Raw genomic sequence first — 21148 nt, 5'->3', positions numbered from 1 at the left:
TCCTTCACAGATGGCGGCGTCGGGTAGAGACGTGCCGTTCGTACAGCTCACGTGCCTTGACCGCGGACGATCGGGTCGCGGTCTCGGCCACAGGAACATCCCACCAGGCCTGCGCCGGGGGCGCGCCCGACACTGTGTCTGCGGTTTCGGTCTCCACGTAGACACATGTGGGAGTGTCGGCGGCCCGCGCCTCGGCGAGCGCCGCGCGCAGGTCCCGTACGGTCTTCGCGCGCAGCACGCGCATACCGAGGCTGGCCGCGTTGGCGGCGAGGTCGACGGGCAGCGGGGCGCCGGTGAACGTGCCGTCCTCCGACGCGTAGCGGTAGGCGGTGCCGAAGCGTTCGCCGCCGACCGACTCCGACAGACCGCCGATCGACGCGTACCCGTGGTTCTGCACGAGCAGGATCTTGATCGCGATCCCCTCCTGCACCGCCGTGACGATCTCCGTCGGCATCATCAGATACGTCCCGTCACCGACCAGCGCCCAGACCGGCCGGTCCGGGGCGGCCATCTTCACACCGATCGCGGCCGGGATCTCGTAGCCCATGCAGGAGTAGCCGTACTCCAGGTGGTACTGGTCACGCGACCGGGTGCGCCACAGCTTGTGCAGGTCGCCGGGGAGGGAGCCGGCCGCGTTGACGAGCACGTCCGTCTCGTCGACGATCGCGTCCAGCGCGCCCAGGACCTGCGGCTGCGTCGGCCGTACGTCCGGCTCGTCGGCCTCGTAGCAGGCGTCGACGCGCTGCTCCCAGCGCTCCTTGTCCTCGGTGTACTCGGTGGCGTACGAGTCGGCGATCCGGTGGCCGTGCATCGCCAGCGCCTCGGTCAGCTCCTGGAGTCCGCTGCGGGCGTCCGCGACCAGCGGGGTTCCGGCGAGCTTGTGACCGTCGAAGGGCGCGATGTTGAGGTTGAGGAAGCGGACGTCCGGGTTCTCGAAGAGGGTTCCGGAGGCGGTGGTGAAGTCGGTGTACCGGGTGCCCACGCCTATCACCAGGTCGGCGGTGCGGGCTAGTTCGTCGGCGGTGGCGGTGCCGGTGTGGCCGACGCCGCCGACGTCCTGCGGGTGGTCGTGGCGCAGGGAGCCCTTGCCGGCCTGGGTGGAGGCGACGGGTATACGGGTAGCCGCCGCGAACTCGGCGAGGGCGTCCTCGGCACGGCTGTGGTGGACTCCGCCGCCCGCGATGACGAGCGGCCGCTTCGCGGCCCGAACGACCCGTACCGCCTCGGCGAGTTCGGCCGGGTCAGCGCCCGGCCGCCGTACGTTCCACACCCGCTCGGCGAAGAACTCCTCGGGCCAGTCGTACGCCTCGGCCTGCACGTCCTGCGGCAGCGCGAGGGTGACCGCGCCCGTCTCCACCGGGTCGGTGAGCACGCGCATCGCCTGCAGGGCGGCCGGGATCAGGGCCTCCGGCCGGGTGATCCGGTCGAAGTACCTGGACACCGGGCGCAGGCAGTCGTTGACCGACACGTCCCCCGCGTACGGCACCTCCAGCTGCTGGAGCACCGGGTCCGCCGGGCGGGTCGCGAAGACGTCGCCGGGCAGCAGCAGGACCGGGAGGTGGTTGATGGTGGCGAGGGCGGCGCCGGTGACCAGGTTGGTCGCGCCGGGGCCGATGGAGGTCGTCACCGCGTGCGTGGACAGGCGGTTCGACTGACGGGCGTAGCCGACCGCCGCGTGCACCATGGACTGCTCGTTGCGGCCCTGGTGGTACGGCATGTCGCCCGTGTACTCGATGAGCGCCTGCCCGATGCCCGCCACATTGCCGTGGCCGAAGATGCCCCAGGTGGCGCCGATCAGCCGCTGCCGTGCGCCGTCCCGCTCCGTGACTTGCGCGGACAGGAAGCGGACGAGCGCCTGCGCGACCGTGAGCCTCGTCGTTGAGGTCGTCGGAGTCATCGGTAACCCTCCGTGTGGTCCGGGTGGAAGCAGATCCGCCATTCCCGCGTCTCGCCCGGACCGGCCATGACGTTCAGGTAGTACATGGCGTGGCCGGGCTGGGCGATGGACGGGCCGTGCCATCCGTCGGGGACGAGGACGGCGTCGCCGGTGCGGACCTCCGCGAGGACGTCCGATCCGCCCTCACGGGAGGGGAATACGCGCTGATAGCCGAAACCGTTCGGACCCTCGATCTCGAAGTAGTAGATCTCCTCCAGCTCCGCTTCCTCGCCGGGCCGGTGCTCGTCGTGCTTGTGCGGCGGGTACGAGGACCAGTTCCCGCCCGGGGTGATCACCTCGACGGCGATCAGCCGGTCGCAGTCGAACGAGTCCGCGGAGGCGAAGTTGCGCACCTGGCGGGCGCTGGTGCCGCTGCCGCGGTCTTCGACGGGGACCTCCGGCGCGGGGCCGTAGCGGGCGGGGAGTCGTCGCTCGCACTTCGCTCCTGCCAGGGCGAAGCGGCCTCCCGCGCCGGAGGCGATCTGGACCCGGGCGTCACGGGGCGCGTACACGAAGTCGGAGACCCCGTCGAACACGCTGTCCCTGCCCAGGATTTGGAACTCTTCGTCCTCCACCCGCACCGTACAACCGCCGCTGAGCGGAAGCACGATCCATTCGCTGTCGCCGGTGGTGAAGGTGTGCGTCCCGCCCGGCGCCAGCTCGACCACGCGCAGGCCGCTGTACGTCCAGCCGGCCCGCTTGGGGTCGACGTCGAGCACATACTGGGCGCCCGCGGTCGTGCCCTGGCGGAGGTGCAGGTCGTTGCTGGTCATACGGCCCTCACAGCAGTCCGACGGCGGTGTCCACGGCGGCGGCCACATCGCCGTCCGCCGGGTACAGCAGCGAGCGGCCGACCACCAGGCCGCGCACGGTGGGGAGTTGGAGCGCGCCCCGCCACTTCTCGTAGGCGGCGTCCTGGTCCTCGGGCGAGTCGCCGATGTCGCCGCCGAGCAGTACGGCGGGCAGCGTGGAGGTCTCCATGACCCGCGCCATGTCGTCGGGATTGTCGGTGACCGGGACCTTCAGCCAGGTGTAGGCCGAACTGCCGCCCAGTCCCGAGGCGATGGCGATCGACTTGGTGACCGCTTCCGCGCTCAGGTCGTTGCGCAGCCGCCCGTCCTCGTTACGGCGGCTGATGAACGGCTCGACGAAGACCGGGAGCCGGCGGGCGGCCATCTCGTCGATGGCGCGGGCCGTGGACTCCAGGGTGGTCAGCGAGCCCGGGTCGTCGTAGTCGATGCGCAGCAGCAGCTTGCCCGCGTCGAAGCCCAGGCGCTGGATGTCCTCGGGGCGGTGGCCGGTGAAACGGTCGTCGAGTTCGAAGGAGGCGCCCTGGAGGCCGCCGCGGTTCATCGAACCCAGGACCACCTTGTGGTCGAGGGCGCCGAGCAGCAGCAGGTCGTCCAGGATGTCGGCGGTGGCCAGGACGCCGTCCACGCCCGGCCGGGAGAGCGCCAGGCAGAGGCGTTCGAGAAGGTCCACGCGGTTGGCCATGGCCAGCTTGCGGTCGCCGACGCCGAGCGCGCCGCGGGCCGGGTGGTCGGCGGCGACGATCATCAGCCGGCCGTGGTCGTTCAGCAGCGGCCGGCGGGCGCGGCGGGTGGCGGCTTCGGCGATCGCCTCGGGGTGGTGGGTGCGGGTGTGGACCAGCGCGGAGACGTCCACCTTCGGCAGCCCGGCGCCGTCCCCGGCGCTCACGACGTGCTGGGTGCTCACAGAACCGCTCCCGCCTCGAGCGCGGCGGCCACCTCGTCCGGGGTGGGCATCGCGGAGGAGCACTCCAGGCGGGAGGCGACGATGGCGCCGGCCGCGTTGGCGTGCCGCATGATCGTCTCCAGGTCCCAGCCGGCCAGCAGGCCGTGGCAGAGGGAGCCGCCGAAGGCGTCGCCGGCGCCGAGTCCGTTGAGGACGTTCACCGGGAGCGGCGGGACCTCGGCGGTGTCGCCCGCACTGTTGACCGCGAGGACGCCCTTGGGTCCCTGCTTCACCACCGCGAGCTCCACGCCGGCGTCGAGGAGGGCGCGGGCGGCGGCGTGCGGCTCGCGCACCCCGGTGGCGACCTCCACCTCGTCGAGGTTGCCGACGGCGACCGTGGTGTGCCGCAGGGCCTCGGCGTAGAAGGGGCGGGCCGCGTCGGGGTCCGTCCAGAACATGGGCCGCCAGTCGAGGTCGAAGACCGTCGTGCCGGCCTTGGCCCGGTGCGCGAGGGCCGCGAGCGTCGCCGTACGGCTCGGCTCCTCGCTCAGACCCGTGCCGGTGACCCAGAAGACGCTCGCGGCGCGGATGGCGTCGAGGTCCAGTTCATGGGCGTCGATCTCCAGGTCGGGCGCCTTGGGCTGCCGGTAGAAGTACAGCGGGAAGTCGTCCGGCGGGAAGACCTCGCAGAAGGTGACCGGCGTGGGCAGCCCGGCGACCGGGGTCACCCAGCGGTCGTCCACGCCGAAGCCGCGCAGGGCCTCGTGCAGATAGGTGCCGAAGGCGTCGTCACCGGTCCGGGTGATCACGGCGGTGTTCCGGCCGAGGCGGGCCGCGGCGACCGCCACGTTCGTCGCCGACCCGCCGAGGAACTTGCCGAAGGACGACACCTGCGCGAGCGGTACACCGGTCTGAAGCGGGTAGAGGTCCACCCCTATCCGCCCCATGGTGATCAGGTCGTACGCCATCCGGCTTCCCTTCGTCACGGCTCTCCCCCCGGTTTGTAGCCCCGCACCCGGGAGCCTGTCAATGTTTTGTCCAGACATTCGGACCAGAGCTTGACACGCGCTTTCTGCCGACCGCAGGCTGACGGCCATGACGTCGTTGCCGCCTCAAGCCCCACTGTCCCGCATCCGCATCGGATCGGCCCCCGACTCCTGGGGCGTCTGGTTTCCGGACGACCCCGCACAGGTGCCCTGGCAGCGCTTCCTCGACGAGGTCGCCGACTCCGGCTACGAGTGGATCGAGCTGGGCCCCTACGGCTATCTGCCGACCGACCCGGCCGTGCTCGCCGAGGAGACGGCCCGGCGCGGTCTGAAGGTGTCGGCCGGCACGGTCTTCACGGGCCTGCACCACGGCGAGGCCGTGTGGGAGAAGACGTGGGCGCACGTCGCGGACAACGCCGCGCTCGCCCAGGCGATGGGCGCCCGGCACCTGGTCGTGATCCCGTCCTTCTGGCGCGACGACAAGACCGGCGAGGTACTGGAGCCGGACACGCTCACCCCCGAGCAGTGGCGCAACCTGACCTCGCTGACCGAGCGGCTCGGGCACGAGGTGCGGGAACGCTACGGCCTGTCGATCGTCGTCCACCCGCACGCCGACACCCACATCGACAGCGAGGACAACGTCACCCGCTTCCTCGACGGCACCGACTCCTCCCTGGTCTCGCTGTGCCTGGACACCGGGCACTACGCCTACTGCGGCGGCGACAGCGTCAAGCTGATCGAGACCTACGGCGAACGGATCGGCTACCTCCACCTCAAGCAGGTCGACCCGGAGATCCTCGCGGACGTACGGGCGAAGGGCACCCCGTTCGGCCCGGCGGTCGCCCAGGGCGTGATGTGCGAGCCCCCGGCCGGAGTACCCGCGCTCGGCCCGGTCCTCGATGCGGCCCAGAAACTGGACGTCGACCTGTTCGCGATCGTCGAGCAGGACATGTACCCGTGCGACCCGGACAAGCCCCTCCCGATCGCCCGGCGGACCCGGGCGTTCCTGAGGTCCTGCGGGGCGTAGGCCGTCCTACCGTGGGCCGTGTCCCGTGACCTGTGGGCCGTTTGCGTCACCTCTGTCACAAACATGCGCCCCCTGTCACACATGTCCCGTGTACGCGGACCCCCCGTCACATCCCTTCGACAGCCCCTCCCTGACAGTCACCGTGTGTCGTTCACCGGGCACAGGCTGATGATCACCAGTGCAGCGCCCGGCTCCACCGACGGCCGCCCCCGGCCGCCGACCGTGGCGCGCGCGGGGAGGTGCAACTCATGACCGACCGAAGACTCTGGTCGTACAAGGAGATCGCGGCGCACATCCGGGTGCAGCCGGACACCGTACGGTCCTACCGCAAGCACGGACTGCTGCCCCCGCCCGACCGCGTGGAGGGCGGCAAGCCCTACTGGTACGCCGACACCGTCCGCGCCTGGGTCGCCTCCAGACCCCGCAACCGCGGCCGGGACCAGACCTAGTACCCCGACAGGCGTCAACTCCATGGTTCGACGACGGTGACTCCCGCGCCGCGTGCCGTGTCCATCGCGGCGAGCGCGGCCGGGGCCGCGTCCAGCGGGATCGTCGAGGTCACCAGCAGGTCGGGGCGCAGCACTCCCGCGCGGACCAGCTCCAGCATGCCCGGGTAGGCGTGGGCGGCCATGCCGTGGCTGCCGAGGAGTTCGAGTTCCAGGGCGATGGCGCGGGCCATGGGCACGGAGGTCGTGCCGTCAGGTGAGGGGAGCAGGCCGACCTGGATGTGCCGGCCGCGGCGGCGCAGCGAGTCGACGGACGCCGCGCAGGTGGCAGGGGAACCGAGCGCGTCCAGGGAGAGGTGGGCACCGCCGCCGGTCAGTTCACGGATCGCGGCGGCCGTGTCCCGCGTCCGCGTGGCGTCCACGCACTGAGCCGCCCCGAACGTCCGCGCCAGCTCCAGTGCCGCCGGTGACACGTCGACGGCGACGACCCTCGCCCCCGACGCCGCCGCGATCATCACCGCCGACAGGCCCACGCCCCCGCAGCCGTGCACCGCGACCCACTCCCCCGCGGCCACGCGCCCCTGCTGCACCACCGCCCGGAAGGCCGTCGCGAACCGGCAGCCGAGCCCGGCCGCCGTCGCGAAGGACAGGTCGTCCGGTACGGCGACCAGGTTCACATCGGCGTGGTCGAGCGCCACGTACTGCGCGAACGAGCCCCGGTGGTGGAAGCCGGGCTGGGTCTGCCGCTCGCACACCTGCTGGTCGCCGGCCGCGCAGGCGGGACAGCTGCCGCAGGCGCAGACGAAGGGCACGGTGACCCGGTCACCGGGGCGCCAGCGGGTCACCCGGTCGCCGACCGCCTCCACGGTCCCGGCGAGTTCGTGACCGGGCACATGCGGCAGCGTGATGTCCGGGTCGTGGCCCATCCAGCCGTGCCAGTCGCTGCGGCACAGGCCGGTGGCCTCGACACGCACCACGACGCCGTGCTCGGCGGGCTCCGGATCCGGCACCTCCCGCACCTCGGCCGGTTCCCCGTACCGCTCGAACACCACAGCGCGCATGCCTCTTCGCCCTCGCCTTCCGTCCGCAGGTCACCGCGAACGCTAGGGCCTGTCGTCACATTCCCGTCGTCGCCCGAAGGGCGGCCCCGCGGCGTCTGGCGCGTGCTCTCGCCGTGCCGGGCGGAAGGCCCCGTCGACGGACCGGACGTACGTGGGCTTTCGCCCGGTGCGGCGAGTGGGGGCACCTCCCACGCCCTTGAGGCAGTGGGGGAGCGTGCCAGGCGTCGCGGGGCAGACGGGAATGTGACGACAGGCCCTAGCCCCGCGCGCCGATCTTGTCCCGTTCCTCCTCCGACTCTGCGGCAGGTGGGGACGCCTCGCCCTCGCTGAGACCGAACCGCTCGTGGAGCCGGCGCAGGGGAGCCGGCGCCCACCAGGTCGCGCGCCCGGTGAGCCGCATGATCGCCGGGACCAGCAGGCTGCGGACGACCATGGCGTCCATCAGCACCGCCAGCGCGATACCGAGGCCGAGCATCTTGGTGTTGGTCACCCGGGAGGTACCTATCGCGACCATCACCACCGCGAGGATGACCGCCGCCGCGGTGATCAGCCCACCTGTGCGCTGCAGCCCGTGGCGCACCGCCTCGTTGTGGTCGCCGGTGCGGTCGTACTCCTCCTTGATGCGGGAGAGCAGGAACACGCCGTAGTCCATGGAGAGGCCGAAGGCCACGCAGAACATCAGGACGGGCAGGGTCGTCTCGATGGAGCCGGAGCTGGTGAAGCCCAGCGGGCCGGCGAGGTGGCCGTCCTGGAACACCCAGACCACCGCGCCGAACATGGCGGTCAGGCTGAGCGCGTTGAGCACCACCGCCTGCACGGGTATCAGCACACTGCCGGTGAGCAGGAAGACCAGGAGCAGAGTGACGGTCGCGATGAACGCGGCCGCCCACGGCAGGTGTTCGGCTATCGCGTGCTTGGAGTCGACCAGGACGGCCGCCGTGCCGGTCACATCAGTGCTGAACGGCGCGTCCACCGCGCGCAGGTCCCCCACCAGGCGCTGTGCCGCGTCGTCGACGGCCTCACCCTTGGGCAGCACCGTGAAGTAGGCCGCGTCCCCCTTCACCAGCGGGCCGTCGACCCGCGCCACTTCGGGCAGGGCCGCCACCTTCTGCTTGTAGGCGGCGTACTGCGCCTGGCTCGCCCTGCCCTCCGCGAGCACTTCGAGTCCGCCGCCGGGGCTCCCCGGGAAGCCGTCCCGGATGTGCTGCTGCACGACGTGGGACTCGGCGCTCGAAGGCAGCTGACGGTCGTCGGCGGTGCCGAACTTCACGCCCAGGAAGGGCAGTCCGAGGACGACCAGCCCGACGGTGGTCGCCACGGCGAAGAGCGGGGCCCGGCGCATGACCAGGGTCGCCGCGCGGCCCCAGGCCGTGCCCTCCTCGCCGGATGCCTTCGCCGGGCGGCCCCGCCGGAACGCCCGCCGCAGATCCAGGGAGTTCACCCGATGGCCCAGCAGTACCAGGGCCGCCGGCAGCAGGATCAGTGCGGCCGCCGCCGCGAGCAGCACCACGGCCATGCCGGCGTAGGCGAAGGAGCGCAGGAAGTACTGCGGGAACAGCAGCATCGCCGCCAGGGAGACCGCGACCGTGAGGGAGGAGAAGAGCACCGTGCGCCCCGCCGTGCGCAGGGTGGTGGCGACGGCCGTGAGCGGCTCGGCTCCGGCGGCGAGTTCCTCGCGGAAGCGGCGCACGATGAACAGGGCGTAGTCGATGGCGAGGCCGAGGCCCAGCGCGGTGGTGAGGTTCAGAGCGAAGACGGAGACGTCGGTGAACTCCGTCAGGCCGCGCAGTACCGCGTTGGTGCCGAGGATGGCCACGATGCCGATGCCCAGCGGGAGCAGGGCCGCGACGGCGCTGCCGAAGACCATCACCAGCAGCACCAGCGTCACCGGCAGCGCGATCATCTCGGCGCGGGCCAGGTCCTCCTGGATGATCGTCTGCATCTCGTGCCGCACGGCGACGACCCCGCCGACCCGCACCTTCACCGGGCCGTGCGTCCCCCGGTAGGACGGGGCTATGCGGTCCAGGGTCCGGCCCATCTCCTTCTCGTCGCCGGTGATACGGGCGGCGATCAGCGCCTCGTGGCCGTCCTCGGCGCGCAGGGCGGCCGCCACCGAGGGCTCGGCCTGCCAGTAGGAGCCGACGCCCGTGACGCCCTTCTCACCGGCCAGGCGGGTGGCGAGACTTCGGGCCTCGGCGGCGACCGCCGGGTCGTCGACCGAGGAGCGGCCGGAGTCCACGAGGAGGAGCAGGTTGGGCTGGGAGTCGGGGAACTCGCGCTCCAGCGCCTTGGTCGCGTACGTCGACTCGGCGGCCGGGTCCTCCCAGCCGCCGCTGCCGAGGCGGTCGGCGACACCGCTGCCGGCGAGCACCGCGAGCACGGTGAGCACCAGGGCCGCGAGCAGTGACAACCGCGGGCGGGCTGTGGCGAAGCGGGTCCAGCCACCGGGCTGGGGTGGGCGGTTGACTTCGGTCATCGTGCGGTGTCCCCTTCACCATGACCCGTGCCGTACGCAGACAGGCGGCATGGGTCGCCATAGCCATAGACTGGCAAACACGAGACATCGCTCGCGTTTCTCAAGAATGCGAGCGACCACTCGTGTTTGTCAATCACGTTCGGAGAGCTGGGGATAAACGGGTGCCCGACGACACCGCCGACAGTCAGGGGAAGGAGCAGCCGCGCCGCCGCCAGGCACGCGGCGAGCGCCGCATCGCCCAGCTGCTGCAAGCCGCCGCCGACGTCTTCTGCAGCACCGGCTACACGGCCGCCAGCACCAACGCCATCGCCCGCGAGGCGGGCGTCTCCCCGGGCACCCTCTACCAGTTCTTCCCGAACAAGGAAGCGATCGCGATCGAGCTGGGCGACCGCCTCGTGCACGAGATGCGGGCGACCTACGGCGAGGCGCTCGCCCCGGTCGATCCGGCCACCTCGCTGGAGGAGGCCGTGGGTGCCGCCGTCGACCGGTTCATCGCCTTCAACAGCGAGCACCCGGTGTTCTTCGCACTGATGCACGGCCCCGACATTCCGGGCCGGATCGCCGAGGAGCACGACGCCCTGCACGCCACACTGGTCGGCCGCATCGAGGGCCTGCTGGCCGTCCTCCTGGCCGACGCCTCCCCCGCCGAACTCACGCGCACGGCCCACGTCTGCCTAGGCATCTACAAGGCCGGCCTGGAGCTGGTCCTCGCCCACGAGGGCGCCGAGCGCGACGCGTACGTCCGCGAGCTGAAGCACGTACTGGTCCGCTACCTCGACCCCCTCGTCGACGACCGGCCCGGCCACGCGGACACCACCGGCCGCCCCCGGACTGCGACATAAAGGTCACCTGCATAGGGTTCGGGTAAATCGCCCAGCAGGAGCCCGAGGGGGACCGCCGTGACCCACCCACCGCCCGGCACCCCCCGCGCCCGCATCCCCGGCCCGCAACAGCCCCCTCCCCCGTACCCGCGGATCCGCGCGGGCCTGTGGAGACTCTGCCTGGGCGCCGGGCTGGCCGTGTGGGCGGCGGCCGGGCTCGTGACGTACGCGACGGCGGACACCACGCTCCTGCCCACCGTCATCCTGCTCGGCGGCTTCCTCCTCCCCGTCGCCTTCGTCCTGTGGGCGTACGAGCGGCACGGCCGCGACCTGGGCGTCAGCGCCGTCCTCGGCTGCTTCCTGGCCGGCGGCGCGCTCGGCGTGCTGGGCGCGTCGGTGCCGGGGCACCACCTGCTCCACCCGTCGCTGCGGATGTTCGCGGGCGTCGGACTGACCGAGGCGGCCAAGCTCGGCGCGCTGATGTTCGTACTGCGCCGGCTGCCCGGGATCCACGGCATGCGGGCCGGCCTCGTCCTGGGCGCGGCCGTCGGCTGCGGCTTCGCGGCCTTCGAGGGCTCCGGCCACGCCTTCGAGACAGCCCTGTCCGCGGACGGCCTCGATCTGCGAACCCTGCTGGAGACCGAGCTCCTGCACGGGATCCTCGCACCGCTCGGACACGGCCTGTGGACCGCGATCGCGGGCGGGGCCCTGCTCGCGCACCGCCGCCCGAACGGCCGTTTCCGCCTGGGCGCACCGGCCCTCGCCGCCTGGCTCGGCGCCGGCCTGCTGCACACGCTGTCGGACTCCACCCACGGCGTCGCCCTCTGGCTGGTGACCCGGCTGGCCGGGCCGTACCCGGCCCGGCAGCTGTTCGCGCAGGGGTACGTCCCACGGCCGACAACCGCACAGGACCACCTCCTGGCGGTGTTCTCGGTCGGCGGACTGGTACTCGTCTCCCTCCTGGGCATCGCCCGGGTGCGCTCGCTGGCGCGCCGCGGAGCCTCTTGGAGAAATACCCCCTAGGGGTATAATCTCAAGAGTGCAGGCCCCACTGTGGGCCTCGTCGGCCCCACCAGTCACGACGAGGAGTAATGACATGACCGCCCCGACCGACACCCCGGGATCCGTTACCACCGTCTACAAGGTGAGCGGGATGAGCTGTGGCCACTGCGAGGGCTCCGTCTCCGGGGAGATCTCAGAGATTCCCGGCGTCACCTCGGTGAAGGCCGTCGCGTCGACCGGCGAGGTCACCGTCGTCTCCACCGCCCCGCTCGACGAGGAGGCCGTCCGCGCCGCCGTCGACGAGGCCGGCTTCGAACTGGCGGGCCGCGCCTGATCTCCGTTCACTCTCCGACCGGGCCGTACCGACCAGCTGATACTGGCTCCGTGCGGCTCGGTCCGTCGTCTGGAGTCCGGACATGACCAGCACCACCACCGCAGAGACAGCCATAGGCACGCCCTCACAAGCGCCGTCGGAAGCTCCGTCGGACACGACAGCCGGCGCCTTCGAGGTCGAACTGCTCATCGGCGGGATGACCTGCGCCTCCTGCGCCGCCCGCGTCGAGAAGAAGCTCAACCGCATGGACGGCGTGAGCGCCACGGTGAACTACGCCACCGAGAAGGCCAAGGTCGCCTACCCCCCGGGGGTCCAGGTCGCCGACCTGATCGCCACCGTGGTGAAGACCGGGTACACGGCCGAGGAGCCCCCGCCGCCGGAGCCCGCCGAGGACGACACACCCGCCGGGACCGAGCAGGACCCCGAACTGGCGGCCCTGCGCCAGCGGTTCGCGGTCTCCACCGCGCTCGCCCTTCCCGTGGTCCTGCTCGCCATGATCCCCGCACTCCAGTTCGACAACTGGCAGTGGCTCTCGCTCACGCTCGCCTCTCCGGTAGTCGTCTGGGGCGGATGGCCGTTCCACCGGGCCGCCTGGACCAACGCCCGGCACGGCGCCGCCACCATGGACACGCTCGTCTCGGTCGGCACGCTCGCCGCGTACGGCTGGTCGCTGTGGGCGCTGTTCTTCGGCGACGCGGGCATGCCCGGCATGCACGACGAGTTCCGCTTCATCGTCTCCCGTATGGACGGCGCGTCCACGATCTACCTCGAGGTGGCCTCCGGAGTCGTCGCCCTGATCCTCCTCGGCCGCTACCTGGAGGCCCGCTCCAAGCGCCGCGCCGGGGCCGCCCTGCGGGCACTGATGGAGCTCGGCGCCAAGGAGGTGGCCGTACTCCGGAACGGCCGTGAGGTGTGCGTCCCGGTGGCCTCCCTGGCCGTCGGCGACCGGTTCGTGGTCCGCCCCGGCGAGAAGATCGCCACGGACGGCACGGTGGTCGAGGGCGTCTCCGCGGTCGACGCCGCCATGCTGACCGGCGAGTCGGTGCCGGTGGACGTCGGCCCCGGATCAGCCGTGACCGGAGCGACGGTGAACGCGGGCGGCCGGCTGGTCGTCACGGCCACCCGGGTCGGCGCCGACACCCAGCTCGCCCGGATGGCGCGGCTGGTGGAGGACGCGCAGAACGGCAAGGCCGAGGTGCAGCGGCTGGCGGACCGGATCTCGGCGGTCTTCGTACCCGCCGTCATCCTCATCGCGCTCGGCACCTTCGCGGTGTGGCTGGGCGTCACCGGTGACACCGTCGCCGCCTTCACCGCCGCCGTCGCCGTACTGATCATCGCCTGCCCCTGCGCGCTCGGGCTCGCGACCCCGACCGCGCTGATGGTCGGCACCGGGCGCGGCGCGCAGCTCGGCATCCTCATCAAGGGCCCGGAGGTACTGGAGTCCACGCGCCGCGTCGACACGCTCGTCCTGGACAAGACCGGCACCGTCACCACCGGCCGCATGACGCTCCAGGAGGTGTACGTGGCCGAGGGCGCCGACAAGGACGAGGTGCTGCGGCTCGCCGGAGCCCTGGAGCACGCCTCCGAGCACCCGGTCGCCCGGGCGGTCGCCGAGGGCGCCGAGGAGCGGGTCGGGCCGCTGCCGGCGGCCGAGCACTTCGAGAACGTCCCCGGGCGGGGCGTGCGCGGGCGGGTGGCGGGCCGCGAGGTGGCCGTGGGACGGCTCTTCACCGCCGTACCGGACGAACTGGCCGCCGCCCGCTCCCGGGCCGAGCAGGAGGGTCGTACGGCCGTCGTGGTCGGCTGGGACGGGGTGGCACGTGGTGTCCTCGCCGTCGCCGACGCGGTCAAGGAGACCAGCGCCGAGGCGGTGCGCGAGCTGCGCGCGCTGGGCCTGACACCGGTGCTGCTGACCGGCGACAACCGGACGGTGGCCGAGGCGGTGGCGCGGGCCGTGGGCATCGAGGAGGTCGTCGCCGAGGTACTGCCCGAGGACAAGGTGGAGGTCGTACGGCGGCTGCAGGGCGAGGGGCGGACCGTCGCCATGGTCGGCGACGGGGTCAACGACGCGGCCGCGCTCGCCGCCGCCGACCTGGGCCTGGCCATGGGCACGGGCACGGACGCGGCGATCGAGGCGGGCGACCTGACGCTGGTGCGCGGGGACCTTCGGGTGGCGGCGGACGCGATCCGGCTGGCCCGGCGTACCCTGGCTACGATCAAGGGCAACCTGGTGTGGGCCTTCGGCTACAACGTGGCCGCGCTGCCGCTGGCCGCGGCGGGGCTGCTGAACCCGATGATCGCGGGCGCCGCGATGGCCTTCTCCTCGGTGTTCGTGGTGACCAACAGCCTGCGGCTGCGGACGTTCCACTGAGGCCCCGCGAAGTTACTTCTGGGTTCGGGCAGTCGAAGTAAGAGTCCCCCTAGAGTCAGACGCATACCTCACATAAGCTCTTCACAAGGCTCGTGCATCATCCTTACGCTTGAGTCCCGATCGTCGTATCGGGGCTCTTGCGTATCTTTCGGACATATGCAAGAGACGCAGATCACAGTGATGCGAACGTAACCATCGAAGGGGTTCGAAGGTCTAAGTTGGCGATGTCAGACCAGCGTCTTGGGGGGCGCTGACTGGCATCTGGGGATGTCTTGGGGGACTTCCTCAGAGATGCGTTGCCGGGGCACGTACACCGGGAAGCTTTGAGCGGCCCTCCCTGCGTGCGTTGTCCCGGCAGATCGCACCGCATCACTGGAGCACGACGGGTTTTGCCCGTTGTGCTCAGACAGCGATTCAGGCGCTGTCCTCTCCGAGCGCCCGGCCGGATCCCGTGGGGGGAATCCGCACCGGGACATGGGAAGGCGCCCTGGTCGTCGGCCCGTGGGGGGACCGGCGACTCAGGGCGCCTTCTGCTGTGCGTCATCAGGCGTCCGAGCTGCCGTGCACCATCGGACGCCTGTGCTGCTGTACGCCTCAGGCGTCCGAGAGGCACGCACGCTCCCGGACGCCGGGGAAGAGGCTCAGCGCTCCTCGACCGGAACGAAGTCCCGCTCCACCACGCCGGTGACCGTGCCGACCCGGGGGACCACCCCCGGGCCCCCGGCCACCACCACGCCATTGCGGCGGGACACCGGAAACCCGGCGCCCCGTACCGGCAGGTGTCAGCGCTCCTCGACCGGAACGAAGTCCCGCTCCACCACGCCGGTGTAGATCTGGCGCGGACGGCCGATGCGGGAGCCCGGCTCCTTGATCATTTCCTGCCACTGGGCGATCCAGCCCGGCAGCCGGCCGAGGGCGAACAGGACCGTGAACATCTCGGTCGGGAAGCCCATGGCCCGGTAGATCAGGCCGGTGTAGAAGTCCACGTTCGGGTAGAGGCTGCGCGAGACGAAGTAGTCGTCGGAGAGCGCGTGCTCCTCCAGCTTCAGCGCGATGTCCAGCAGCTCGTCGGACTTGCCGAGGGCGGACAGCACATCGTGCGCGGCGGCCTTGATGATCTTGGCGCGCGGGTCGAAGTTCTTGTAGACCCGGTGGCCGAAGCCCATCAGGCGGACGCCGTCCTCCTTGTTCTTCACCTTGCGGATGAAGGAGTCGACGTCGCCGCCGGTCGCCTGGATGCCCTCCAGCATCTCCAGCACGGACTGGTTGGCGCCGCCGTGCAGCGGGCCCCACAGGGCGCTGATGCCGGCGGAGATCGACGCGAACATGTTCGCCTGCGAGGAGCCGACCAGACGCACCGTCGACGTCGAACAGTTCTGCTCGTGGTCCGCGTGCAGGATCAGCAGCTTGTCGAGAGCGGAGACGACGACCGGGTCGAGCTCGTAGTCCTGCGCCGGGACCGAGAAGGTCATGCGGAGGAAGTTCTCGACGTAGCTCAGGTCGTTGCGCGGGTAGACGAACGGGTGACCGATCGACTTCTTGTACGCGTACGCCGCGATCGTCGGGAGCTTGGCGAGCAGGCGGATGGTGGAGAGATTGCGCTGCTTCTCGTCGAACGGGTTGTGGCTGTCCTGGTAGAACGTGGACAGCGCCGAGACGACCGAGGACAGCATGGCCATCGGGTGGGCGTCGCGCGGGAAGCCCTTGTAGAAGTTCTTGACGTCCTCGTGCAGCAGGGTGTGCCGCGTGATGTCGTCCTTGAACGTGGTGAGCTCGTCGACGGTCGGCAGCTCACCGTTGATCAGCAGGTAGGCCACCTCCAGGAAGGTGGAGCGCTCGGCCAGCTGCTCGATCGGGTAGCCGCGGTACCGCAGGATGCCCGCCTCGCCGTCGAGATAGGTGACGGCGGATTTATAGGCGGCCGTGTTGCCATAACCGCTGTCCAGGGTCACCAGACCGGTCTGGGCGCGGAGCTTGCCGATGTCGAAGCCCTTGTCGCCGACGGTGCTGTCGATCACCGGGTAGGTGTACTCGCCGTCGCCGTACCGCAGTACTACAGAGTTGTCGCTCACGTCTTCCCTCACCGACGTAGTGCCTCTTCTTCGAGGTGCCCTGACTGTCTCTACCATCCCCCATTTGGCTCAGGAGAGTGCACTCGGGGTCGACCATTGGGCCCATTGACGGCACTCAGTGCCGCCAACCTGCTCATCCTGCCCCCTCGATCCGGCATCTGGAAGTGCTCTGTGACCTTCACGACTCATTTGATCGATCATTTTTCGGGATGTCAGGTCCGTCCGGCCTCTGGCACCTGAAGTCGAGTGCCCTGCACGGGGCCTGAGGCCGAGTGCCCTACATGGCGTCCGAGGCCGGGTACCTTGCACGGAGCCCGAGGCCGGGTGCCCTACATGAGGCCTGAGGCCGAGTGCCGTGCATGGAGCCTGAAGTCCAGCGCCGTGCAGCGTCGCCCCGCCGACACCGTGCGCACTGCCTGGCCGATCGCCTTGCGCGAACCGACGAGGACGACCAGCTTCTTGGCGCGAGTGACCGCCGTGTAGAGCAGATTGCGCTGGAGCATCATCCACGCACCGGTGGTGACCGGGATCACCACCGCCGGATACTCACTGCCCTGCGAGCGGTGGATGGTCACCGCGTACGCATGGGCCAGCTCGTCCAGTTCATCGAACTCATACGGAACCTCCTCGTCCTCGTCCGTCAGCACCATCAGGCGCTGGTCGACCGGGTCGAGCGAGGTGACCACGCCCACGGTGCCGTTGAAGACTCCGTTCTTGCCCTTCTCATAATTGTTGCGGATCTGGGTGACCTTGTCGCCGACACGGAAGACCCGGCCGCCGAACCGCTTCTCGGGCAAGTCGGGGCGGCCCGGTGTGATGGCCTGCTGGAGCAGACCGTTGAGGGTGCCGGCGCCCGCCGGGCCGCGGTGCATGGGCGCGAGGACCTGTACGTCCCGACGCGGATCGAGGCCGAACCTGGCCGGAATGCGCCGGGCGGCGACATCCACCGTGAGCCGCCCCGCCTCCTCCGTGTCGTCCTCCACGAACAGGAAGAAGTCCTTCATGCCGTCCGTGACCGGGTGCTGCCCGGAGTTGATCCGGTGCGCGTTCGTCACCACCCCCGACTGCTGGGCCTGGCGGAACACCCGGGTGAGCCGCACGGCCGGGATCGGGCTCCCTTCGGCGAGCAGATCCCGCAGCACCTCGCCCGCCCCGACGCTGGGCAGCTGGTCCACGTCCCCGACGAAGAGGATGTGGGCACCGGGCGGCACCGCCTTCACCAGCTTGTTGGCGAGCAGCAGGTCCAGCATGGAGGCCTCGTCCACGACCACCAGATCGGCGTCGAGCGGACGGTCCTTGTCATAGGCCGCGTCACCGCCCGGCTTGAGCTCCAGCAGCCGGTGCACCGTGGACGCCTCGGCCCCGGTCAGCTCCGCCAGCCGCTTGGCGGCCCGGCCGGTGGGCGCCGCGAGCAGCACCTTCGCCTTCTTCGCGCGGGCCAGCTCCACGACCGAGCGAACGGTGAACGACTTGCCGCAGCCGGGCCCCCCGGTCAGGACGGCCACCTTCTCGGTGAGCGCCAGCTTCACGGCGGCCTCCTGCTCGGGGGCGAGGTCGACGCCGGTACGGTCTCCCAGCCAGCCCAGCGCCTTCCCCCAGTCCACGCCCCGGAAGCCGGGCATCCGGTCCTCCTCCGTCCGCAGCAGGCGCAACAGCTGGCCGGCGAGGGAGAGTTCGGCCCGGTGGAAGGGCACGAGGTAGACGGCCGTGACCGGCTCCGAGTCGCCGCCGGGGCCCGGAACCTTCTCCCGTACGACCCCGGGCTCCTCCCCCTCCTCCCCAGGCTCCGCCAGCTCCGCGAGACACTCGATGACGAGCCCGGTGTCGACCTGGAGCAGCTTCACCGCGTCGGCGATCAGCCGCTCCTCCGGCAGGAAACAATGCCCCTGATCAGCGGACTGCGACAGCGCGTACTGAAGGCCCGCCTTCACCCGCTCCGGGCTGTCGTGCGGGATGCCGACCGACTGGGCGATCTTGTCCGCGGTGAGGAAGCCGATGCCCCAGACATCGGCGGCGAGCCGGTACGGCTGGTTCTTGACGACGGAGATCGAGGCGTCTCCGTACTTCTTGTAGATCCGCACCGCGATGGACGTGGACACCTCGACGGTCTGGAGGAAGAGCATGACCTCCTTGATCGCCTTCTGCTCCTCCCAGGCGTCGGCGATCTTCTTGGTCCGTTTCGGCCCGAGCCCGGGCACCTCGATGAGCCGTTTCGGCTCCTCCTCGATGATCGTCAGGGTGTCCAGCCCGAAGTGCTGCGTGATCCGATCGGCGAAGACCGGCCCGATGCCCTTGACCAGCCCCGACCCGAGGTAGCGGCGGATGCCCTGGACCGTGGCGGGCAGCAGGGTCGTGTAGTTCTCGACGGTGAACTGCTTGCCGTACTGGGGATGGGACCCCCAGCGCCCCTCCATCCGCAGGGACTCCCCCACCTGGGCACCGAGCAGCGCGCCGACCACCGTGAGGAGATCGCCAGCACCCCGGCCGGTGTCCACACGGGCGACCGTGTAGCCGTTCTCCTCGTTGGCGTACGTGATTCTCTCCAGCACACCTTCGAGCACGGCGAGCCGGCGTTCGCCTGTGGGGGTCGTCGGGGCCGTGGCGGCCGTGGCGGCCGTGGCGGCCGTGGGGTTCGTGGGATTCCCCGCCTGTTGAGCCATGATCCGACGTTACCGGTGAGGTGTGACAGTGGGCACTGCTACCGTGCGTGCCCATGACAGGAGCCGACAGTACGGGCGCGGCCGAGGACACGGTCGAGGAGTTCCACAACCGCATCGAGGCCGCCGCCACCGGGACGCCGTACCGCCCGCGCCGGACGGAGTGGGGCCTCGAACTGACGGTGGACGTCAACGTTCCGCAGTGGCAGGAGCTGTTGACCCGGCACCGGCTCGACCAGATCCACACCTACCGCGTCGCGCTGCGCCCGCAGGAGAAGACCTTCACGATCACGGACGTCGTCCGCACCGTCGAGTACGAGGCCGGCCTGGGCGGAGTACGCCTGGGCAAGACGGTGTCCACCGGCCGGAGCGTGTACGTCAGCAAGTCCTGGAGCCTGGACGGCAGCCAGGAGTACAGCTTCTCCTCCGCCGAGGGGCACCGCCTGATCCGGGGCGTGGCCCGGGAACTGGGCTGGCGGGAGATCAGGCCCGCGAGCGTGAAGATCGCCATCGGGTTCGGGGTGTTCGGCGGGGTGATCGCGGTCGGGACGCTTGTCGCGCTTGCCGTTGTGTTCTGGGTCTGAGGTCGTACTGAGGTCGTACTAGTACTCCAGCAGTACTTCGTGGCTTGACCTGGGGAAACGCGGAGCGGTGGGAGTTTAGCGGGCAGAGGGCTGTCACGGACGGCTTCTGCCCGCCCGCCCCTCGAACGAGTGGCCCCGACAGCGGGGGCACATTTGTGCGGGGAAGCCCCCGATCGTGATGACCGCACAGGCAGAGACCTGGGACCGCGACCTGGATGACCTCTTCACCACCATCGGCCACCGCTTCGGCCGTGTCGAACCCCGCCGTCGGATGCGGGACTACGTGCGCGGACTGCTCGCGCCGGTGGGCCGCAAGAACAGCTGGCAACTGGCCGAGCACGCCGGCCACTTAACGCCCGACGGCCTGCAGCACCTGCTCTCCCGCGCACGTTGGGACCCCGACGGCATCCGCGATGACCTGCAGACCTACATCGCCGAACAACTCGGCCGCCCCGACGGGGTGCTGATCGTCGATGACACCGGATTCCTGAAGAAGGGCACCACCTCCGCCGGGGTCCAGCGGCAGTACTCCGGCACCGCCGGACGCACCGAGAACTGCCAGATCGGCGTCTTCGCCGCCTATGCCAGCGCAGCCGGCCGCGCCCTGGTGGACCGGGAGCTGTACCTGCCCAAGTCCTGGACCGACGACCGTGAGCGCTGTCGCGCGGCGAAGGTCCCCGACGAGCGGGAGTTCGCCACCAAGAACACCCTCGCGGCGACGATCGTCCGCAGGGCGCTGTCCTCACCGCTGCCGATCGCCTGGGTGACGGCGGACGCCGCCTACGGACAGGACAACCGCTTCCGCCGGATGCTGGAAACATCCGGCGTCGGCTACGTCCTCGCCGTTCCGAAGTCCCAGTTCTCGCTGGCCGGACCACGCATCGACATGGTGTTCGAGCAGGCCCCCGACCAGGCATGGGAGCGCCGTTCCTGCGGCGCGGGAGCGAAGGGACAGCGCGAGTACGACTGGGCGGCCGTGCAGTTGCGACCGGTGGCCGAGTACGACCACCAGGACGGCGTGCTGATCCGTCGACGGTGGGCGCTGGCACGGCGCAGCGTGAACCGGCCGGACGAGATCTCCTACTACCTCGCCTACGCACCGCTGGATGTCGGCGTGGATGTGCTGGTGCGGGTGGCGGGGTTCCGGTGGGCGATCGAGGAGTGCTTCCAGACGGCGAAGAACGAGTGCGGCCTGGACCAGTACGAGGTGCGCCGCTATGTCGGCTGGTACCGGCACATCACCCTCGCGATGCTCGCGCACGCCTTCCTGGCCGCGATGACCGCGCGGGAGGGCGAAAAGGGGGCTGCGCTGGTGAGGAGGCTGAGGTCATCGAGCTCACCGTGGCGGAAGTGCGGCGACTCCTGGCAGCTTGCACACCCCGACACCCACGTGCCCACACCCACGCGTTGAACTGGTCGCGCTGGCGCCGACGACGCCAGGCCGTTGCCCGTCACTGCCACTATCGCCGTCGGGGCCACTCGTTCGAGGGGCGGGCGGGCAGAAGCCGTCCGTGACAGCCCTCTGCCCGCTACACTCCCACCGCTCCGCGTTTCCCCAGGTCAAGCCACGAAGTACTGCTGGATTACTAGTACTCCAGCAGGATTTCGCTGTCTGACCTGGTCTTTCGCCGGGTGGCGGGAGTGTAGCGGGACTTCGGCCGTGCGGGGGCGGTCTCACGG

Annotated in this window: 16 protein-coding genes; 8 read left to right on the top strand and 8 right to left on the bottom strand. The window is 70.7% G+C overall.

Translation table 11 applies throughout. From position 1 onward, the window contains the following. Window positions 1-4 precede the first annotated feature (4 nt). From iolD to iolC, 4 genes are read right to left on the bottom strand one after another with little or no spacing between them, the layout of a single operon-like run. Window positions 5-1897 carry a 3D-(3,5/4)-trihydroxycyclohexane-1,2-dione acylhydrolase (decyclizing) gene (gene iolD, locus ACH45E_RS40285; protein ID WP_361453091.1) on the bottom strand — a complete coding sequence of 631 codons (1893 nt, stop codon included), beginning with the start codon at window positions 1895-1897 and terminating at the stop codon, window positions 5-7. Then, a complete protein-coding gene (iolB, locus tag ACH45E_RS40280) occupies window positions 1894-2709 on the bottom strand; it encodes a 5-deoxy-glucuronate isomerase (RefSeq protein WP_361453088.1) in 816 nt (271 codons plus the stop codon). Before iolB ends, iolD begins: the two co-directional genes overlap by 4 nt. A 7-nt stretch (window positions 2710-2716) precedes the next feature. Continuing rightward, window positions 2717-3610, bottom strand: coding sequence for a deoxyribose-phosphate aldolase (locus tag ACH45E_RS40275; protein ID WP_399042561.1), 894 nt, complete (start codon window positions 3608-3610; stop codon window positions 2717-2719). A 38-nt stretch (window positions 3611-3648) separates the two neighbouring features. Beyond that, window positions 3649-4599: a 5-dehydro-2-deoxygluconokinase gene (gene iolC, locus ACH45E_RS40270; RefSeq protein ID WP_361453398.1), complete on the bottom strand. Its 951-nt coding sequence runs from the start codon at window positions 4597-4599 to the stop codon at window positions 3649-3651. Window positions 4600-4726: 127 nt separating this feature from the next. On the opposite strand from iolC, the gene ACH45E_RS40265 reads away from it, so the two are divergent. Together ACH45E_RS40265 and ACH45E_RS40260 are read left to right on the top strand one after the other, a co-directional pair. Next, complete coding sequence (locus tag ACH45E_RS40265; protein WP_361453085.1) at window positions 4727-5644, top strand: sugar phosphate isomerase/epimerase; 918 nt, start codon at window positions 4727-4729, stop codon at window positions 5642-5644. 248 nt (window positions 5645-5892) lie between these two features. After that, window positions 5893-6093 (top strand): MerR family DNA-binding transcriptional regulator, encoded by a 201-nt coding sequence (locus tag ACH45E_RS40260; RefSeq protein ID WP_361453082.1) that lies wholly within the window; start codon window positions 5893-5895, stop codon window positions 6091-6093. Between the two features lie 14 nt (window positions 6094-6107). Here the strand turns inward: ACH45E_RS40260 and ACH45E_RS40255 are convergent, their stop codons facing one another. Together ACH45E_RS40255 and ACH45E_RS40250 are read right to left on the bottom strand one after the other, a co-directional pair. Then, window positions 6108-7151 carry a zinc-dependent alcohol dehydrogenase family protein gene (locus ACH45E_RS40255; protein WP_361453079.1) on the bottom strand — a complete coding sequence of 348 codons (1044 nt, stop codon included), beginning with the start codon at window positions 7149-7151 and terminating at the stop codon, window positions 6108-6110. A 256-nt stretch (window positions 7152-7407) separates the two neighbouring features. After that, the gene (locus ACH45E_RS40250) at window positions 7408-9627 is read right to left on the bottom strand and encodes an MMPL family transporter (RefSeq protein WP_361453076.1); all 2220 of its coding nucleotides are present in this window, start codon (window positions 9625-9627) and stop codon (window positions 7408-7410) included. Between the two features lie 161 nt (window positions 9628-9788). On the opposite strand from ACH45E_RS40250, the gene ACH45E_RS40245 reads away from it, so the two are divergent. The 4 genes from ACH45E_RS40245 (at window position 9789) to ACH45E_RS40230 (ending at window position 14155) form a co-directional block, all read left to right on the top strand. Beyond that, complete coding sequence (locus tag ACH45E_RS40245) at window positions 9789-10469, top strand: TetR family transcriptional regulator (RefSeq protein WP_361453073.1); 681 nt, start codon at window positions 9789-9791, stop codon at window positions 10467-10469. A 57-nt stretch (window positions 10470-10526) separates the two neighbouring features. Then, on the top strand, window positions 10527-11471 hold the full coding sequence (locus ACH45E_RS40240; protein WP_361453070.1) for a PrsW family glutamic-type intramembrane protease: 945 nt from the start codon (window positions 10527-10529) through the stop codon (window positions 11469-11471). Window positions 11472-11544: 73 nt separating this feature from the next. Then, entirely contained in the window at window positions 11545-11784 is a 240-nt protein-coding gene (locus ACH45E_RS40235) for a heavy-metal-associated domain-containing protein (protein WP_361453067.1), read from the top strand. Between the two features lie 82 nt (window positions 11785-11866). Beyond that, complete coding sequence (locus ACH45E_RS40230; RefSeq protein ID WP_361453064.1) at window positions 11867-14155, top strand: heavy metal translocating P-type ATPase; 2289 nt, start codon at window positions 11867-11869, stop codon at window positions 14153-14155. A gap of 782 nt (window positions 14156-14937) precedes the next feature. Here ACH45E_RS40230 and ACH45E_RS40225 read toward each other — a convergent pair. Together ACH45E_RS40225 and ACH45E_RS40220 are read right to left on the bottom strand one after the other, a co-directional pair. Then, window positions 14938-16227, bottom strand: a complete 1290-nt coding sequence (locus tag ACH45E_RS40225) for a citrate synthase (RefSeq protein WP_361453061.1) — start codon at window positions 16225-16227, stop codon at window positions 14938-14940. A gap of 329 nt (window positions 16228-16556) precedes the next feature. Continuing rightward, the gene (locus ACH45E_RS40220) at window positions 16557-18887 is read right to left on the bottom strand and encodes an ATP-dependent RecD-like DNA helicase (RefSeq protein WP_361453058.1); all 2331 of its coding nucleotides are present in this window, start codon (window positions 18885-18887) and stop codon (window positions 16557-16559) included. A 53-nt stretch (window positions 18888-18940) separates the two neighbouring features. Here ACH45E_RS40220 and ACH45E_RS40215 point away from each other — a divergent pair, with 53 nt between their 5' ends. Both ACH45E_RS40215 and ACH45E_RS40210 read left to right on the top strand, forming a co-directional pair. Beyond that, window positions 18941-19468 carry a hypothetical protein gene (locus ACH45E_RS40215; protein ID WP_361453055.1) on the top strand — a complete coding sequence of 176 codons (528 nt, stop codon included), beginning with the start codon at window positions 18941-18943 and terminating at the stop codon, window positions 19466-19468. A 178-nt stretch (window positions 19469-19646) separates the two neighbouring features. Beyond that, window positions 19647-20879, top strand: a complete 1233-nt coding sequence (locus ACH45E_RS40210) for an IS701 family transposase (protein ID WP_361453052.1) — start codon at window positions 19647-19649, stop codon at window positions 20877-20879. Window positions 20880-21148 lie beyond the last annotated feature (269 nt).

Origin of the sequence: Streptomyces sp. NPDC020299 (assembly GCF_044387825.1) — a bacterium.
In the GTDB taxonomy this organism is placed as follows: Bacteria; Actinomycetota; Actinomycetes; order Streptomycetales; family Streptomycetaceae; genus Streptomyces.
Note: the sequence above shows the minus strand (reverse complement) of the source record. Positions and strands in the feature narration are given on the sequence as shown.

Coding starts and splice junctions, on each gene's coding strand:
- iolD (WP_361453091.1), bottom strand. CDS start 1,897: ATGACTCCGACGACCTCAACGACGAGGCTCACGGTCGCGCAGGCGCTC.
- iolB (WP_361453088.1), bottom strand. CDS start 2,709: ATGACCAGCAACGACCTGCACCTCCGCCAGGGCACGACCGCGGGCGCC.
- iolC (WP_361453398.1), bottom strand. CDS start 4,599: ATGGCGTACGACCTGATCACCATGGGGCGGATAGGGGTGGACCTCTAC.
- ACH45E_RS40265 (WP_361453085.1), top strand. CDS start 4,727: ATGACGTCGTTGCCGCCTCAAGCCCCACTGTCCCGCATCCGCATCGGA.
- ACH45E_RS40260 (WP_361453082.1), top strand. CDS start 5,893: ATGACCGACCGAAGACTCTGGTCGTACAAGGAGATCGCGGCGCACATC.
- ACH45E_RS40255 (WP_361453079.1), bottom strand. CDS start 7,151: ATGCGCGCTGTGGTGTTCGAGCGGTACGGGGAACCGGCCGAGGTGCGG.
- ACH45E_RS40250 (WP_361453076.1), bottom strand. CDS start 9,627: ATGACCGAAGTCAACCGCCCACCCCAGCCCGGTGGCTGGACCCGCTTC.
- ACH45E_RS40235 (WP_361453067.1), top strand. CDS start 11,545: ATGACCGCCCCGACCGACACCCCGGGATCCGTTACCACCGTCTACAAG.
- ACH45E_RS40230 (WP_361453064.1), top strand. CDS start 11,867: ATGACCAGCACCACCACCGCAGAGACAGCCATAGGCACGCCCTCACAA.
- ACH45E_RS40220 (WP_361453058.1), bottom strand. CDS start 18,887: ATGGCTCAACAGGCGGGGAATCCCACGAACCCCACGGCCGCCACGGCC.
- ACH45E_RS40215 (WP_361453055.1), top strand. CDS start 18,941: ATGACAGGAGCCGACAGTACGGGCGCGGCCGAGGACACGGTCGAGGAG.
- ACH45E_RS40210 (WP_361453052.1), top strand. CDS start 19,647: ATGACCGCACAGGCAGAGACCTGGGACCGCGACCTGGATGACCTCTTC.